This window comes from Solitalea longa (assembly GCF_002920915.1).
GTDB classification, from domain to species: domain Bacteria; phylum Bacteroidota; class Bacteroidia; order Sphingobacteriales; family Sphingobacteriaceae; genus Solitalea; species Solitalea longa.
In genome coordinates, this window is sequence record NZ_PQVF01000002.1 from 406,155 (window position 1) to 424,468 (window position 18,314).

The 18,314-nt window shown below is 37.9% G+C and carries 10 protein-coding genes; all 10 read right to left on the reverse strand.

Translation table 11 applies throughout. The annotated features are described in order from the left end of the window. Window positions 1-28 precede the first annotated feature (28 nt). Window positions 29-1,453 (reverse strand): TlpA family protein disulfide reductase, encoded by a 1,425-nt coding sequence (locus tag C3K47_RS04265; RefSeq protein ID WP_103787873.1) that lies wholly within the window; start codon window positions 1,451-1,453, stop codon window positions 29-31. 26 nt (window positions 1,454-1,479) lie between these two features. Further along, window positions 1,480-2,871, reverse strand: coding sequence for a TlpA family protein disulfide reductase (locus C3K47_RS04270; RefSeq protein ID WP_103787874.1), 1,392 nt, complete (start codon window positions 2,869-2,871; stop codon window positions 1,480-1,482). A 173-nt stretch (window positions 2,872-3,044) separates the two neighbouring features. Next, window positions 3,045-4,439: a TlpA family protein disulfide reductase gene (locus C3K47_RS04275; protein ID WP_103787875.1), complete on the reverse strand. Its 1,395-nt coding sequence runs from the start codon at window positions 4,437-4,439 to the stop codon at window positions 3,045-3,047. 68 nt (window positions 4,440-4,507) lie between these two features. Beyond that, a complete protein-coding gene (locus C3K47_RS04280) occupies window positions 4,508-7,069 on the reverse strand; it encodes a zinc-dependent metalloprotease (RefSeq protein WP_207765231.1) in 2,562 nt (853 codons plus the stop codon). A gap of 30 nt (window positions 7,070-7,099) precedes the next feature. Next, on the reverse strand, window positions 7,100-9,556 hold the full coding sequence (locus C3K47_RS04285; protein ID WP_103787876.1) for a zinc-dependent metalloprotease: 2,457 nt from the start codon (window positions 9,554-9,556) through the stop codon (window positions 7,100-7,102). Window positions 9,557-9,617: 61 nt separating this feature from the next. Beyond that, window positions 9,618-11,345, reverse strand: a complete 1,728-nt coding sequence (locus tag C3K47_RS04290) for a PKD-like family lipoprotein (protein ID WP_165784628.1) — start codon at window positions 11,343-11,345, stop codon at window positions 9,618-9,620. 40 nt (window positions 11,346-11,385) lie between these two features. Then, window positions 11,386-12,177 carry a DUF4843 domain-containing protein gene (locus C3K47_RS04295; RefSeq protein ID WP_103787878.1) on the reverse strand — a complete coding sequence of 264 codons (792 nt, stop codon included), beginning with the start codon at window positions 12,175-12,177 and terminating at the stop codon, window positions 11,386-11,388. Between the two features lie 25 nt (window positions 12,178-12,202). Then, window positions 12,203-13,708, reverse strand: coding sequence for a RagB/SusD family nutrient uptake outer membrane protein (locus C3K47_RS04300; protein ID WP_165784629.1), 1,506 nt, complete (start codon window positions 13,706-13,708; stop codon window positions 12,203-12,205). Between the two features lie 12 nt (window positions 13,709-13,720). Then, a complete protein-coding gene (locus tag C3K47_RS04305; RefSeq protein WP_103787880.1) occupies window positions 13,721-16,903 on the reverse strand; it encodes a SusC/RagA family TonB-linked outer membrane protein in 3,183 nt (1,060 codons plus the stop codon). 35 nt (window positions 16,904-16,938) lie between these two features. Beyond that, window positions 16,939-18,312 carry a RagB/SusD family nutrient uptake outer membrane protein gene (locus C3K47_RS04310; protein ID WP_103787881.1) on the reverse strand — a complete coding sequence of 458 codons (1,374 nt, stop codon included), beginning with the start codon at window positions 18,310-18,312 and terminating at the stop codon, window positions 16,939-16,941. Window positions 18,313-18,314: the final 2 nt, after the last annotated feature.

Below are 18,314 nucleotides of genomic sequence, written 5' to 3' on the forward strand. Positions count from 1 at the left end.
AGGCACTCTAGTGTTAAATGCTGTTGAATTATTTCGCGGCCAGCGTTTCGTCAATTAGCTTTTTAAACTGAGGTGTTGAAGGACGAGGCGCATCTACCGTTACCACTTTACCTTCACGGTCAAAGATCAGGAAGCGTGGAATAGCCGATATTTTGTAAAATTTAAAAAGGGATTCATCGAATTGCGTTATTAATTCAATGCTTTTAAAGCCCCTCTTTTTCACAAAGTCTTTCCAAATTTGTGTTTTATCATGACCATCAACTGACATTCCAATGAAGATAATGTCGTTTCTGTCATGATACCCTTCAGCAATTTTTTCCATGATCGGTTTTTCTGCTAAACAAGGAGCACACCACATTGCCCAAACGTCAATAACCACAATCTTACCTTTGAACCCTGCTAGAGTGTAGGTTTTATCATTTACATCTTTAAGTTCAAAATTGTATCCCGGTCTACCCTTGGCATATGGCCCTAAATCATTATAAGCTTTATTGTAAACTTCTTTTTGCTCGGGGGTTACAAAGGCGTTTTTATACGGTTCAACATATTTTACAAAGTTCTCATACTCCTTAATACCGGGTATTTTATGTAGTAAAAAGGCAACCTTAACTGCATCATTATTGATTTTCGCACCATTTTCTGCAGAAAAGAAGTTATCAACCACTTTTTGTTGATTCTTAACTTCATTGAACTTCCAATAACCAAAAACAAAATCAAGTAACTCCATTCCATGTTCCGAACGAAGTATACGAACATCGTTAATACAATTTTTATCAAGTAAAGGTTTATAAAATTCCTGAGCACTTAGCGAACTGTCGCAAGAGGAGTTTAATCTACCCAAACCGAAAAAATTACCGGCTCTTAAATATTTAAGATCGATAGCCACTTTATCATTTAGCCAGGTATTAAAGTAAGGATTGGCAGTTTGATTCGATTTTAAAAACGAGGTGGCAAACGTTTCGAATTGTGCATATTTAGTACGCCCAACACTTGGTTTACCTTTAACGGAATGACTATACTCATTCATGGCATTTAACCATGCCTGTAAAATGGTAGTCTCTACATTTGGCTTTTCAATTTTTACGTTTGTATAAGCAACGCCTCCTGAATCAGTAACTGCCACCTTTTTCTGGTCACCGGCTTTCAGGTAAATAATATGATCAAATGAACCCAAATGACCACCTGCTCTTCTAAAAAAGTAAACACCGTCTTTTTTAAGATCAACCTTGAACGTAATATTTCCGTTGGCATCCGGACGTTTAAAACCTAAACTCACCCCTTCTCCGTTTTTTAACTCATGTAAAAACAAGCCGCTACCCAAATTACCTTTAACGGTAAAATTTAAGGTGGCCGTTTGAACAACCGGTTTAGGTGCAGGCTTTGCCTTCGTTTTTGTTTGGGCATTAACACCCAAACTTAACACAGCCAAAATAAACATTAACACTTTCTTCATTTCAATCCTTTCTTTATTAGTTATTATTAGCCTACTGCCAAAGCTTTCTCAATAGTCTTTTTAAAATCAGGCGATGTAGGAGGTGGAGCCTCTATAGAAAACACATTACCCTCTTTATCAAAAATCATAAAACGATTAGGAACCTTAAAGTTATAATACAACCTAAAACGGGATTCAGTGTCGATTAATTCCATACCTTTATGATTGTCATCCGCCAATATCTTCTTCCACACTGCTAAATCATAAAGTTTATTTTGAGCAACGCTTATAAATACCACATCAGGTCTCGTAGTTTTACAATCTTCTTCTGCTTTCTTAAACGCGGCTCTTTCTCCAAGATTGGTATTAGCCGCGGCAAACCACAGGTTAATAACCACAACTTTCCCTCTAAAATCTTCTAACGTATACACTTTACCATTCACATCTTTAAGTGTGAAATTTAAACCTGGAACACCTTTAAGATATTTGGTTACAGCATCCTGCTTTTGTGAGAAAAGCTCTTTAAGCTCCTCAGTAGAAAAACATTTCCCATTTGGCTCTACATATCGTGCAAACATTTCTTGAGTTGCAACCTTGTCAAAGAACTTAACCAGGTACCAAGCCTTTAACAAGTCATTATTGATCATTGGAGTATAATCAAAGAAGGATTGATAAGCTATTCCTTTTTTATATGCCTGATATGAAAGCAAGTATTTCATCATCTCAAAACCACGTGTTGAATTAAGCGGAGCAGTTGATGACAGGATCTTGGCGTTATCTAATGACTTGTAAAAAGGCTGCACCGCTGCAGCTGTATCATATGTTGGAGTTTTAGTTAAGATATTAAATTGAAAGAAATTACCGGCTTTCAAGTAATAAAGATCAGTACTTATCAGGTCTTTCAAATACTCGTTGAAATATTTATTCGACGTTTTAATTTTGGTTAATATTGTTGCAAATTCCTCGAGTTTCGCATATTCAGAATAAAAGTCGAACGACTTAGTGAAGGTGCGATCATTAACAAACTTAGCGAACTTATTTAACCATGAGTTTAATTTATCGGTTTCGAAATTAGGATTATCTTGCTCGAACTTCTCAAAATCAAGGTTCATGGTGGCGTCTACATATCCAGTTAACTTAACACGATCACCTGGCTTAAGATAAATTCCATTTTTGTAAATATTACCATGTGAGGCACCCGGACTAACGAAATAAATTCCCTCATTATTTAAATCAACAGTAAACGAGACCGTCATACTCGCATCAGGTTTGCGCTCTTCTAACTTTACTGCTGTACTATTCTGAATGTGAAATAAACTTACAATTGTTCGATCATTTCCTCCCTTAATACTGCAGGTAATGGATGCTTGTGGTGTCTGTGCTTTAGTTACAAACGAGCACAATTGAAAAAAAACTATAAATACAATTAATTTTTTCATAATTCATGTAGTGTGGTGAATTCCCGGCTTAAAAACTTAGCCGGGAATAAGTAATTAATAGTTGTTATTATTTTCAGCCTTCTTTTTGAGTTTGGACATGGTCACCCTAACCTTAATCCTGCTAAAACACTTTCTTCTTTTCTCTCCCTTTCTCACCCATTCTTCAGTAGTTATTATTTCCCTAAAGCCAATGCCTGCTCAATCGTCTTTTTAAACTCTGGAGTGGTTGGACGAGGGGCATCAACGGTAAACACTTTTCCGTTACGATCAAAGATCATGTAACGCGGAATACCAGCCAGGTTATAAAAGTCAGTAAACTGGTTTTGGTAATCGAGTAATTCTAAACCCTTATAAGCGTTCTCATTCACAAACTTTTTCCATGATTCTTTCTCCTTGATCTTGTTTTGTGAAATACCAATAAATATGATATCATTTCTACCTTGATACTCTTCTTCTATTTTCATGAAAGTTGGTTTTTCACGGCGACAAGGAGTGCACCAGGTAGCCCACAGATCAATAACCACTACCTTTCCTTTAAAATCCTGCAATGTGTAGGTTTTCTCATTCACATCATTAAAAGAGAAATTCAAACCAGGAGCGCCTTTAGCATACTTGGTTAAGGCATTGTACTTTTTATTGTAGCTATCTTTTAACTCGGGATTAGTAAAGGTCTCTTTATAAGGCATCACATACTTTGCAAACTCCTCATAGGTATTGATCCTGTCAAAGAATTTTGCCAAATAGAAGGCCTTTAAGTTATCATTAGCAATCATACCTGTGTTATCAAAAGGAGATTCAGGTTTCAATTTCTTTTGGTAAACCCAGTATGAAAGCACATATTTCATCATGTCAAAACAGCGTGTTGAATTAAATGCAGCTGTAGTTGAAAGGATCTTCGTATCGTTTAACGACTTGTAGAAAGGTTGCACTACCGCGCTGCTATCATAGCTAAGTTTTTTGACAGAAATATTGAAATAAAAGAAATTACCGGCTTTCAAAAAATGAAGGTCTGTATTTATCCAGTCTTTTAAGAAAGCATTGTACTGACTGTTAGCTGTTTTAACTTTTGTTAAGTCAGCTGAAAAGGTTTCCAACTTCTTATATTCTGCATAAAAATCAAACGAATCTTTTTCTTTCCAACGTGCAGTACTAAAATCAGCAAACTTTACTAACCATTTATTTAAGCGCTGAGTTTCCAAATTAGGTTTTTCCAACTTACAGCTATCAAAATCCATTGTCATCGAAGTGCCGATATAGCCAGTTAACTTAACCCGTTCGCCTCGTTTTAGATAAATAGCATTTCTATAAATAGCGCCGTGTGACCCTGCAGGAACAACAAAATACGTCCCCTCCTTCTGTTCGGATACCTTAAAAAAGGCTATCTTATTTTGGTCGGGTTTCGTCGAAGCCACTTTAACAGCTTCGCCGTTTTTCACCTGAAATAAACTTACAACTGTTTTATCATTGCTCCCTATTACTCTGCAAGTAATGGTCGATTCAGTAACCTGCGCATTAGCGGCAATGGTTGAAAACTGAAGGAAGGCTGCAAATACAAGTAATTTCTTCATGGAATATTAAATGGAATAAATCCCCGACCAAAAAATCAGTCGGGGATAAGTGATTAATTGTTGGCTTACTAATTCGCTAGTGCGAAACGCTTTTTCAAACCTGATTGAATTTGATCAGCTACATACTGTAAGTGATCTTTAGAGGCCTTATCTTTTGCTAAAGGAAGGGCAGCTAAAATCTCCTTACGTAGGTTTTCAAGGTGTAAACCTACCACCGAGCCGACATCTGAGTTTAAGGTCATCGGCATCATTTCTCTGGCCATGTTACCCCCAAGCATTCCGGCCATTGCATTGGCACCTAGTTCAGCTTCGTTGATACGCATAAGAAGAGCTGAAACATAGCTTTTTTGTACACCACGACGGTAAATATCAATCGGTTTATTGGTCTTCAACTCGCTCCAAACACCCACTTTAACATCATTCAATAAACTATTCAATGAATAGGTGTTGGCTTTTCCGTAGCGTTGTTCCATAGTATTCAGGGTATTGAACACACGATCAGAAAACACTTGATCCATTACCCTGTCTTGAATAACGGGAACGCTACCAAGTCCGACAGGTTTACTAATTTTGTTAAGTATGTTGTTATCTAATAACCAATAAGGTGTTTCAAATACTTCCTTATTTAAAAAGGCTACAGCCTCTTTTTGCTTGGCAACCGATGTTGATGCATACACATCGCCATTTCCTGGCTGTTCAGGTGTAGAAATTGTTTCTTCAACACTAGCAATATTTTTTGCCACATGATTAGCATAACGTAAATATTGACCAGCCACCTGGCGGTACATTTGGCTTAGATTTGTATACAAATCATTTTCCTCTTTTGTCCACTCAGGCAGGTTCTTCATTACAATTTTCAGGTTTTTAATACCATAGGTACTTGCCACCATACTATTGTCACCTACGTCTTCCGTTTGGGCACGACAATCGTTGTTCATGCCTTCACCACCGAACCACAATCTTGGATTAGCTTTTAAGCTGTCCACAATCCACTGCGATACGATTTTTTTATCCTCTTCTTCATCTTTGGCAAAAGTTTGCTTGTACCCCCATTGAATAGCCCATTTATCATAATCATTGATACGAGGCATAATACCTTCAGGAGCAATTTTATCTTCTGGTTGAGCTACATAGTTGAAACGGGCATAGTCCATAATTGAATTACAGTGACCATGTTTTTCCACCCATTCTTTATCTCTCAATTTTTCGACAGGAGTTAAAGAGCTGCTACCCATGTTGTGGCGTAAGCCTAAAGTGTGACCTAACTCATGCGAAGACACAAAACGGATCAATTGGCCCATTAGTTCGTCGCTGAATTTCATGGTACGCGCACGAGGGTCATTTGGACTCGCCTGAACCATGTACCAGTCATGCACCAATGTCATTACGTTATGGTACCAACCTACATAGCTTTGCAAGATCTCCCCGCTTCTTGGGTCGTGAATATTCGGACCGTATGCGTTAGGCGTTTCTGAAGGAAGGTAACGGATCACTTTGTAACGCGCATCTTCCAAACTCATCGTTGTATCGTTCTCAGGCCATTCTTTACCCATGATGGCATTTTTGAAACCCGCAGATTCAAAAGCTTTATTCCAGTCGTTAACACCTTGAATCAGGTATGGACGCCATTGTTTAGGTGTAGCCGGATCGATATAATAAACAATTGGATTTTTAGGTTCTACCAATTCGCCTCGTTTGTACTTCTCAATGTCTTCATCTTTAGGCTCCAAACGATAACGAACAATATATACCTTAGGACTTACCTGTTGTTGACCATCAGCATAATCATATAAACCATCGGCAAAATAACCCACACGCGTATCATAGTATCTTGGCGTCATTGCTTTTTCAGGCATCAACAATATGGATGTAGAAAGCTCCAACGTAGCAGCACCGCCAATTTTGCCCGCCTCTAATGGCGGTACAGGCCTGCCGCCAGGACCTTTACCAGGTGTACTTGCGGCATTATACGTGCGCACCATTTTCATTTCCACATTGATCGGATAGGTAGCAAAGCTTTTTATATAGCTTCTGTCGGCAACCATAGCTGAAACCTGCATTCCACTTTTTGCCTCATTGTTCAGCGTAGTGAATACATTCTCTTTTTCGAAGAAATCGGTAAAATCAATGATCGAACTCTTATCAGCTTCTCCTCTTGCTTTTATATCATAAACCGCAACTATTGGATTAATGGTTGAATTTTTAACAGCTTTTGAAACAGCGTCAGTTGAATCAGCCCTTAATACATTGTAAATCACACGTAACAGCAACTTATTGGCTTTACCTTTTTCAAAGGTCATAACCGTTGTGTTCATTTCCTCCCCACCAAACTTCGGACTTCCTCCTGGAACCTTTACTAAATAGCTGGTTACCATCAGTTGCCTATTTATAATTGAATCAGGAATCTCGAAATAATACTTATCCCCTTTTTTATAAATATTGAATAAGCCTTTTTTAGCAACAGTGCCTTTGGTGTATTGTTCATAAGGTTTAACCGGAGTTTTAACCGAATCAACCTTGGCAACAGATGCTTTGTCTTTCGCTTTTTTCTTATCCTTCCCCTTCTCCTGAGCCATCGCCGTGCTTGCACACAGTCCAATAGCCACCATCAATATATATTTGAGTTTCATTTTCAGCTCTCTTTCTAAATGAACGTATACTTAGTTTTTTGATTCAAAATAAGTGTTGATCTTAGCCACAACGTATTTTAAATGTCCTACAGTTGCAGCATCAGTATAAGCAGGGATAGCCGCTTTACTCTGATTGGCAATTTTTCTCAAATGAGCTTCTAATACTGCAGGAACATCCGTGCCTGACAGATCATTTGTCGGAGCAGGTTTTGATGGATCTGGCACTTCTGAAGCAGTTTTTGCAATCTTGATCATTTTAGCTAAAGCCGATTTTTGCAAAACACGCTTATGCATATCAATTGGTTGATGGCTGGTTAATTCACCCCACAATGCTTTATTTAAGTCAGTTAAATACTCATCAACCGAATACGCTTTTTCAGCTCCATAACGCATTGTCTGCGAATTCAAGCGATAAAAACGTGCATCAGATATTGCATAAATAATGGTATTTTCTTGCCAGTCAAGAATTTTATCTTTTAAAGCAGGCTTGCTAAACTTGTTCAATACATTTGGGTCAATTAACCATTGAGGAGTGGTAAACACTTCACGGCCTAAAAACGCAACCGCTGCTTTTTGAACTGATTTAGCAACCGGGGTATATACATCACCACTTTGTCCGGATGTTTTAACATTTTCATGCACACCACCAATGTTAGCATACACATTACGCACAAGGAATGCATACTGGATTCCCATAATGTTGTAAATTTCTGAGGCGTTATAATAAGGCTCATTAGGAGTTTTTGTCCACTTTAATAAATTAGACATTACCACTTTTAAGTTTTTAATACCGTACTCCCCAGCTTTCATTGCATCATTACTTAGATCTTCATGTACCACACTTGGGTCAGTTGGATCACTTGCACTAGCAGAATTAAATGCGGCATACCATAACGAAGAGTTAGGCTTCACATTTTCTTCGATCCATTTTAAGCGTACATTTTTATCTGCAGTAAAATCATCTTTTCCGGTATACGAGTAACCCCATTTAATCGCCCATTTGTCATAATCGCCGATTTGAGGAATTAAGCCTTTGCGACCAACCTGATCTTGAGGCTGAGCTACGTAGTTGTAATGGCTATAATCCATAATTGAGTTATTGTATGGATGATTTTCTAACCATTTTTTATCTCTTAATTTATCGAACACAATGGTACTGCTGCTACCAATATTGTCGCGAAGACCAAGGCTGTGACCAATTTCGCGGCTGATATCAGCGCGGATCAAAGCTCCCATTAATTCATCGCTGAACTTCATGTTTCTTGCTCCCGGATCAGTAGCCCCTGCCTGAACCATGTACATATGATGTAAGAAAGTGATCTGACTGTGTGACCATCCTACATATGTTTCTAAAATTTCACCTGTACGAGGATCGTTTATGCGATTACCTGTAGCAATTGGAGAAGTAGACGGAAAATAACGAACCACTTTATAGCGAGCATCATCGATATTCATCGTGGTATCGTTTTCAGGCCACTCTTTACCTATGATGGCATTTTTGAAACCTGCTGCCTCAAACGCCTGGTTCCAATCATTAATACCTTGAATGATATAAGGACGCCATTGCTTTGGAGTTGCCGGATCTACATAAAATACAATCGGCTCTTTAGGCTCAACCAGTTCTCCAGCTTTGTAACGATTCAAATCCTTAGGCTCTAAGCGAAGACGAACCGTAAATTGTTTTTCTTCAACTTTTTGCTGCGCATCTGAAAATACTTTATAACCATCGCCAAGGAAACCTACACGCGGATCATAAGCACGGGCTTCCATTGGAGTTTTTGGCAATACCATTACCGAGTTACTGATTTCAAAGGTAGCACCTGCGCTTGGACCATCGCTAGCCATACCAAAGGTTTTAACCGACTTCACCTCAATGTTAGTAGGATAAGCATCCATTGATAACACGAAAGAACGGTCAGCTGCAGGACTTGAAAGCATCAACTCCTTTTTTACCTGAGGATGTAGCCCTGAAAGCTGATTTTCTTTAGTAAAGAAATCGGTTACATCTATTACTGAACTTTTATTGTTATCACCACGCGATTTTAATTCCAATGTCATAATAATTGGATCGATCGTGGCATTGCGAACTGCACGTGAAATTGCATTTGATGAATCGCTATAAGCAACACTGGTTACTGCGCGAACAAATAATTTATCATTTGGCGCTTTCTCAAACGAAACAATGATTCCGTTACCCAGCTCTCCTGCATAACGGGGACTACCATTCGCCACTTTAGAGAAACGGGTAGTAAATAAGAATTCTCTTTTTAGTAAAGAGTCCGGAATTTCAAAGTAGTATTTCTCATCTACCTTGTGCACTTTGAATAACCCGGTTTGGGTTTTAGCTTTAGCCGAAATCACTTCTTTGTAAGGTTTCAATTTGGCTACAGCAATTGAAGGTTTCTTTACCCCAGCAGAATCTTGCGCAAACCCTGTTTTCGCAGCGAATAATGCAATTGCTAAAACAGGAATAAATTTCAATTTCATAATGATTGTTAATTGATACTAATATTTTATTAGTTAATTATGCGAAAAAAGCACCATTGGACTATTGTCCAATGGCTTTTTTAAATGCTATGTCAGTGATCTTACCAAAACCTGAGTACGAATCAATTTTTTGATTGATATCTCCTGCAGTAGTTCCGGTTGAAACCAAACTATAGAAATATACATTATTACCCCCTCCACTTGCGGTTTCATCAGTTGCAACTACTAACACTTTACCATCAGGAACTGAAGCAATAAGGTTCGCAGGTTTGTAACCTGATTTAAACACTTTCATTGCTTTAATAACCGTTCCTTCAGGATAAGATATTTGAGCAACAGCTGTTGAAGCGTTCTGCGGAGTTTTTAAACTACAAGTGTAAATTTTATTGTTGCTTGCATAATAAAACTTACCACCAGGTACTGTCAAAAAGGTTGGAACAGCAAATAATGTTGCCGAATTAATATCCGGGCATTTACCAACGGCATCAACTAAATTATAACGCCCTGTTGTAGCCGTATTAACATAACCTCCTACATATTGACGGGGAAATTGAACCACGTAAGTATTGCTGTTAGCATCATTTCTGAAAACACAATTCCAGTAAGGAGTAGCTGATGAAGTCATAACCTGTGCATTGTCGGCAGCAATTAAATTATCCTTCATGTTATTCATGTCATAACCCGAACCTGTAGCAGGATCTAAAGCAGCTTTTGCCTTTGTTTTATTTGCATCATCACCCGTAACCGAATAATCAACAAAATGCTTATTTGGAATATCGTCTTCAGTTACGAGAGAAGTTCTTCTAACTTTTCCATCGTTAAGTGTCATTAACAAGAAACAACGATGCACTTTATCATACAAGGTGACATAGTTGTCACTTGAATAGGATGAAATCACAAAAGGACTTAAGGTAAAAGAGCCTACAAATGGAGGATTGAAATAAAACGGCTGCGTACCAATAGTGGTTAAACCTACCTGACGAGCAGAAATTTGACCATTATTAATCACATATTCATAGCCGGTACCTGAAGATGTAAAATTCCCATTTGACTCCATGTGAACTAAACCAGGCTTTTGAGCATACCAGTTTTCTGCTTTAACAGAGTCCATGAAATCATAGGATCTTACCTCTACACCACCATTTGGATGGAATATGGAAATTTTCTGTGCCTTGGTGGCATCCTGATGATTTACTACATTTATCGAATACGCTCCAAGAGGTAATTTCTGAAGATTAGTGATAGAATAAACATTCTCATAGATTGCTCCATGAGTTGAACCATCTCTGCTTGCAATAATAGAAACATCAGATCCATCTGCAAATTCTTGCAAAACCAGCCAACCTTCACTACCCCATTTTCCGGTTACATTTAAAGCAAATCGTTTGTAAAACGAAACGCCTGTACTTTTATCTGTAACTCTAACAATTAAATTGTATAAGTTGGGTGATAAGGAGATCTTTTTGCTCAATACGGCTGACGTTCCTAATACGTATTGATTGGGATTTGATCCGGCTTGAGCATATTGTGTAACCAACCATTGATAGTCAAAATTCTCCGCGTTTCCTAAAGATTGATCGACCTTCAATTTTACTGTTAAAACATCGCTTGGTTTTACGATAATTGAATCGGGAGTAACAAAAACCGCAGGATCAGCTTCAGACATGTCCGTTGTGATATTAAGAGAGTTGATATCCTTATAATCGTATGCTCCTAAATCTTTATAGCAACCTGTAAAAGCAGCAGCTGAGATAACTGTGCCCAAGAAAATACCTAAAACTTTTTTCATCTGTTTCATTTTATTTTAGTTTTCAAATGAATCTACTTTATTAATAAGCGTACTTGGCATCACCAACCCTAACCGTATCATTGTTGTGATCAGGATCTAGCAACACATCACCTTTCCCCCCATTATAATTGCCCGGATAGTTAGTCTTAATGTAATTTTTAACACGGGTTATATAAGAATTGTAAACAATTGGATATCCATTCGCAAACCTATTTCCCGGGAATTCGGTTATCGTTGTACCGGTGGTTTCATCATACAAAGCATCTAAAATTACTTTGTATTTGGTAGGGGTCCAGGTTCCGAAATTGTCTTTATATCCCGCCCAATTGGTGGTTATTGTAGCATTTAAATCACCCCAATTTGCAGGCTCTTGCATATAAGCAATTTTGATTTTTACTTTTTGGCTTGCCGTAATGGCTTCACCCGGAAAACCCGCATTTGGTTTTATTTTTACATAAAATGAAAGCGTATTGGTTTCCAGATCAGGCGTACGATAAACTACTACCGGAACTGTTCCTGTATAGGAATTAGCTTTTACCATTGCGTCCACCGGTAATTTAAACTCTTTACCTTCTAGAGCAGCATTGGTTTCAGGGCTTACAACTTCAAGAGTAATGGGTCTGTCTTGAGCTGAGGAAAGGCCTAATACCTTTACCGGTATCTGAATTGTATCATACGTTTTCTTCGGATATTTGGCAAAAGAGTAAATAATACTGTCACCACTTCCGAAATAAAGACCATCAGATTCTGAGTAAAGAGCCGGGTCTTTTGCACAACCTATAATAGAAAGTGCCGCTAAAAAGACAAATATGTATTGAACTTTAAGTTTCATGATTTGAATAGTTAATTAAGCATGCTTAACGATTGAATTCATTCTCTTTATCAGGAATTGGAAAAACATACGCTGTTTCAGGAACGGTAACAACTGCGGTTGTACCCGACGCCGCCTTCAAATCCAAATTCAATCGTTTATAATAAAAGAATGTTTGTCCTTCTTGAATAAATTCTTTTTGATGCTCTTTGGTAATTTCAGTTGTAAGTGTAGCTGAATTAGTAATATTCGTCAGGTCGGCTAACCCACGAGCTCTTCTCACACTATTCAAATAAATCAAACCATTGGCAATGTCTCCATTCCTATTCGCACATTCTGCAGCTATATAATACATTTCAGAGATCCTAAGCACAGGAACATTTGACTGCAACATACCATACTGCTCTGGAGAGGTATCAAAAGTGTATTTAGTAAGTCGTTCATAACTATTATTGTTATTATTCTTTTCGAACCAGGTTAATCTCCAGTCTACACCTGTTGGTGCTTGGCCACCGTAAAGAGTGGTTTGGTTAGCCAGAGGGAATCGAAGTGATACACCCGAACTAATTGAAAACAACTCATCACTATAATTCCTCAAATTGTTACAATACACACTGAAAAGTAATTCCTGAGAAAACATCCGATCTCTGGTTGCACTGCTGGCACTATTTACATTATTAGTGATCAAAGGAAACTTATTGCTTCCAATTACTTCGTGCGCATATTTTTCTGCATTAGCATAATCTCCTTTATACATATACACCCTGGCCAACAATGCTTTTGTTGCCCAATAATTAAGGTGATTTTGCGTAAATCCATTAAACAGATCTAAAGAAACTTTATTAAGTGCAGTTGTATCAGTTTGTGCCAATAAAACCGTTGCCTTTTTCAGATCAGAAATGCAGGAGTCTAATGCTACATTTAATGGCACAAATGGTGTTGATACTGCACTAAAAGTAGTAACGTAAGGAATTGCCTTATCATTTAAACCCGTAACTGGGTTTTGTCCATATAAGCGCGCTAAATCGAAGTGGAAAAGAGCACGTAATGCATAGGCTTCCCCTTTAACTCTTTGATATCTGTCGAGAGAAAAAACAGCTCTTTTAGCATCGATATGCGACAGTAGATTGTTGACATTGGCAATATTATTATACATGCCACCCCAAATACCATCAATCTCTCTTCTTACCACTGTAGACATGTAATCATACTTAGCCGCATTTGCATACAATCCATCTTTACCGGAAAATGTTGAGGCTGCAGGATAATTATTTGCTACTGTAGATACCAAGCCCATTGTTAGATCGGTGGTATACAAGCCAGATGGTCCACCATTAGTAGGTTTATCCATTCCAACATAAATACCTGTTAGCGCGTCTATAAAACCTTGTTCATCAGTAAATAATTTATCCTGAGGAACTTTATCTTTTACAGGCAACTCTAAGAATTTCTCACATCCACTAAGTGAAACTAGCATGGTGAAAGACAAGAGAATACATCCTAACGCTACAAAAGCGGATGCCTTATTTTTTTGCTTAGTTAATTGAGTCATTTTCAACATGGCTTAGAAATTTGTAGATAAACCAAAACTTAAACTTCTTGCAAACGGATAACTTGTACCGCGTTCAGTTTTAATAGTTCCAAAATGTGCCAAATTATTTTGGGTGATCATTAGACGAGGCGCAGATAAGTGCGCTGCTTTAACCCATTTTAAGGTTGAAGGGAAATTATAACCAATGGTTAAACTCGCCAGATCTACGTAACTATCTTCCATAACAAAGCGTGAGGTTGCTTTGGTTGTTTGTAAACCATTCGTTCCATCTGAAACAAGAGATTTAAATGAACTAATGTCACCTGGTTGTTTCCAACGCTCGGTTAACACCCTTGAATCTGCATTTCCAAGTGCTAAGTTTACATTCTCCACTTTATCCACCAAGGTTTGGTTATACATATAACCGCCATATTGGTAGGTTAAATTAAGGTTGAGCACAAAGTTCTTGTAATTTAGATTGGATGAGAAAGCACCTTTAAATTTAGGAGTAGCATCGGCTATCGCTCGCTTATCATTTGCATCCCACTCAAAAGTATGGCTTCCATCAAGCTTAACGAATACCTCTTTACCAGTAGCCGGATCAATACCTAATGAAGGTACCGCCCAAATTCGGCTGGTAGATTCACCAACTACAAAACGAGGAAGTGGCGAAGATTGATATCTTGTATTAGTCGGGTCATTTGGATCAGAGTCAAGGTTATTTTTCTTATTAATAGCCTCTACTGCTGGAGATAATCTGGTAATTATATTTTTATAGTGACCAGTGTTGAAACCAACAGTCCAGAAGATATTACGTTGCGGGTCTTTAATAACATTAGCACTAATACCCAATTCGAAACCTTCGTTTTTAGTAGCTCCTAAATTATCCTGATAAGTAATAAAACCTGTAGAAGGGGCAATTTCCAAAGGCAGGATCAGGTTGTTAGTAACTTCGTTGTAATACTCTGCTGAAACATTAATTCTATTTTTAAACATCCCTAACATTAACGCAACATTCGTTTTCAGCGTTTTTTGGAATTCCAAATCAGGATTTGCAAAAGAAGTAGTTACGGTACCCATCAATAAACGATAGTTGTTAACTAACTTATACTGATACACTTGTTGAGACATATCAGAAGAGAAGTTTTGATTACCTGTGGTACCCATACTGGCTCTTAATTTAGCCGATTGGATGACATCATTAGGTTTAAAAAATTTCTCGTTTGTAATGTTCCAGGATAAACCTGCCGCATAAAAAGGCGACATTTTACTATTTGAACCAAACTGAGAGGAACCACTTTGGTTAGCGGTAAACTCTGCCGTATAACGATCAGCAAAATTGTAGCTTATGCTACCAAAGTTTGAAACATTTCTGGTAAGGTTGACGGTTGCTGATGGTTTAGTTGAAGTTAAACCATAACCATTCGCCAAACCCATTTCATCTAAATAATCATTAGGCACACCTAATACCTTTATCTGCGTACTGCTACTTTCAGTCTTCTGTAACTGCCCTCCTACTGCTGCCAATAAGGTACTTCTACCGAAACTTAATCGATAATTTAAACCAATTTTACCATCAATAGCATTGTTATTACCTTTCAACTGAGAATAAGAACCTAAGTCCATCATAGAAGAAGTAACAGAACTTGCAAAAGAAGTATGATCAGCCGGCAAAAAAGTTTGAGCATAAGGTGAATTACCTTGCCATCCTAAACTACCCGTAAGTTTTAAATCATCAGTAAGAGACACTTCTACGTTTGTCTTATTACTCATGCTTAAACTAGAGTTATAATCAGAAACATTTAAAGTTGAATTATACGATGGGTTTAGAAATGCAAGACTACCCGGAGCACTTATAGCAAATCCCAAATCACCAGAACTCGGCTCTAAAACTTTAATTGGATTTCCTGAATCGTCATTATTTTTAAAGAATGGAAACTGTGATGAATAACTGTTAAAAGAACCCCAAGGAGAGTTATTACCTTTAACATATCCTACGCTGGTGTTGTTATTAACTTTAACTCTACCCCCTACATATCCAATATTATAGGATAAAGCATATCTATCTCTACCCGAGTCTTTCATTACTCCTTCACTATTGTTATAATTCAAAGAGAAAGAATATCTGAATTGACTTCCACCACCTGCTAATTGCAAGCTATGATTTAAACCATAGCCAACTTGCAATGGTTGAGATAGCCAGTAGGTATTTACCCCACTTTTAACCTGGGCTAAACGGTAATCATACCATTGTTTCTTTGCAATGTCATTATATTGATTTTTATCGCTATAAACACCTGCTATTCTTTGTGCCTCCAATAAGCCCGCTGCATCTAATAAATGATAAGATGAAAGGTCAGGTAATTCGGTGCTGGCATTTACCGAATAGGTAACGCGTAGTTTGCCCATAGCTGGTTGTTTGGTATCAACCACAATAACACCATTAGCAGCTTTTGATCCATAAGCTACAGTTGCAGCAGCATCCTTTAAAACAGTGATATTGGCAATTAAACTAATATCCATATCATAAAGTGCCTGCAAAGTAGTTTCAAAGCCATCCATTATAATCAATGGCTGGTTCGGATTGGATAAATAGCTTGCTGCAAAATCTCCATTTGAAACCGGGTTAGCACCACTGGTATTAGTTGTTAAAGGAAGGTTGTTTGCCCCACGTACCTGTAGATTTGGCAACTGGTTAGGATCGCTACCAAATTGGTTATTGGGCGTAATTCTAACAGAAGGATCAACAACTGATAAGGCCTGAAGCACATTCTTCGGGTTAACAACCTTTAACTCTTCTCCTGTATAGGATTTGGCTGAACCTGTGAAGTTACCTACCGGACGTTTATATAAACCGGTGTTTACGGTTACTTCTTTAAGCGTAACAATGTTATTTCTTAACACAAAGTTCGCAGTTGTTTGGCCTGATTTTAAAACAATCACCTCGTTTTTATAACCAATAAACGTAACCTGTAAAGAAGCTCCAGGCGCTACGTTCTTTAACTCATAGGTACCATTCTTTGTAACAACGGTTACATTATTAGTCCCTACTTGTTTTACTGTGGCTCCTGCCAAAGGTTCTCCTACATCACCCTTCACGGTACCACGTATCACTACGTTCTGTGCAAAAAGAATTGTTGCACAAAAGTTTAGAAGAAGAAGTAAAAGCACTCCTTTACCGCCAATTCTTTTTAATAGTATATTATTGCTACTCATAATCGTTTTGCAATTAATTTTTTATTCTTCAACAACTATTCAGGCTTTACGAACGTATAAGTTGCATTTGGCACAACTGCTACCAGGCCTAACGGTGGTTTTTCAACATTATTAGTATAAAATGGCAAGCTTGTAAATGCGGTATTGTTACGCTTGTAGTAGAAAAACACTTGCCCTTCTCCAACAAATTCCTTTCTGTACTCATTCAGAATTTCAGTTGAAAGAGCTGCTGCATCAGTAACAGTAGCAGGAGTTAAATCGACAATAATACCTCTTGCTTTTCTAACCGTATTTAAATACCCTAAAGCTGTTGGTATATCATCAGTACATTCAGCCGCGATGTAATACATCTCCGTTAAACGGATCATTGGAAACACATTTGCTGATGATTGTGCAAGTTTTGCAGGAATGATACCACCAGTTTTGGTTGCATCATCCAAGGTTATAGAAAAGGCTTTACGATAATCAGTAGTAGTAGCACCATACAAAGCACTTTGAGCCGAAACGGACGTGCCTATCAATGCAGGTGATCCAAATACGCTTTTACGCAGTGCATAGAAGTTAAGACCAAAAACATTCAGCTTAAACAAGCTCTCGTTTGCAAAAAGTAAATCTGCTTTAGTGGTTGATAATGAAATTTTCGGGTTGTTAATAACAGCTGATGCATATTCACTAGCTTTAGTTTTATCACCTTTATAAAGGTATAAACGGGCCATTAAGCCTTTTACTGCCCAGCTATTAACTTGAGATGTAGCTAAACTATTATCATCCAGCAGTCTGTCAGCCTCAGCTAAATCAGCTATGCATTGATCAAAAACTTGCCCAACGGTGCTTACCGGTGTTGCCTTATAATCATTTACAGTTACATAGGGAATTGCAGCATTTGTAAAGCCTTCGAGTGCGGGAGCCGGAGCAAACAATCGAAGTAAATCAAAATGTAAATAGGCTCTTAATGCTAATGCCTCGCCTTTAACCGTATTATAATTATCTCCGGTGAAGATGGATTGTTTGTTATCAATATTTGCCAATACGTTATTCACGTTAGCAATTGCGCTATACATTTTATTCCAAACATCAGCCGAATAACCTTTAATAGAAGCATCATTTAAGTTAAGGGTTGCTGCTTGATAATAGGTATAGCCTACTTTTTTAAGACTAACGCTATCATAGCTTCTACCAGCTAATGAAAGAGCCCCCATGGTTAAATCTCTGCCGTAAAGAGATGGTGCTCCCATTTGAAGATACACCCCATTAAGTACCTCGCGAAAGCCTTTCTCAGTAGAAAAGATCTTCGATTCATCCACTTCCAATGGTTGCGGAGTATCATCCGTCCATTTTTGGCAGGCTGTGGTGCCAAGCAAGACAAACAATCCTGCTATAGCTAATATTTTCTTTTTCACGATTTGCATAA

What these genes read in the sequence shown, in the direction of transcription:
- C3K47_RS04265 (WP_103787873.1), bottom strand. Translation starts at nt 1,453, where the DNA reads ATGAAGAAAGTGTTAATGTTTATTTTGGCTGTGTTAAGTTTGGGTGTT.
- C3K47_RS04270 (WP_103787874.1), bottom strand. Translation starts at nt 2,871, where the DNA reads ATGAAAAAATTAATTGTATTTATAGTTTTTTTTCAATTGTGCTCGTTT.
- C3K47_RS04275 (WP_103787875.1), bottom strand. Translation starts at nt 4,439, where the DNA reads ATGAAGAAATTACTTGTATTTGCAGCCTTCCTTCAGTTTTCAACCATT.
- C3K47_RS04280 (WP_207765231.1), bottom strand. Translation starts at nt 7,069, where the DNA reads ATGAAACTCAAATATATATTGATGGTGGCTATTGGACTGTGTGCAAGC.
- C3K47_RS04285 (WP_103787876.1), bottom strand. Translation starts at nt 9,556, where the DNA reads ATGAAATTGAAATTTATTCCTGTTTTAGCAATTGCATTATTCGCTGCG.
- C3K47_RS04290 (WP_165784628.1), bottom strand. Translation starts at nt 11,345, where the DNA reads ATGAAAAAAGTTTTAGGTATTTTCTTGGGCACAGTTATCTCAGCTGCT.
- C3K47_RS04295 (WP_103787878.1), bottom strand. Translation starts at nt 12,177, where the DNA reads ATGAAACTTAAAGTTCAATACATATTTGTCTTTTTAGCGGCACTTTCT.
- C3K47_RS04300 (WP_165784629.1), bottom strand. Translation starts at nt 13,708, where the DNA reads ATGACTCAATTAACTAAGCAAAAAAATAAGGCATCCGCTTTTGTAGCG.
- C3K47_RS04305 (WP_103787880.1), bottom strand. Translation starts at nt 16,903, where the DNA reads ATGAGTAGCAATAATATACTATTAAAAAGAATTGGCGGTAAAGGAGTG.
- C3K47_RS04310 (WP_103787881.1), bottom strand. Translation starts at nt 18,312, where the DNA reads ATGCAAATCGTGAAAAAGAAAATATTAGCTATAGCAGGATTGTTTGTC.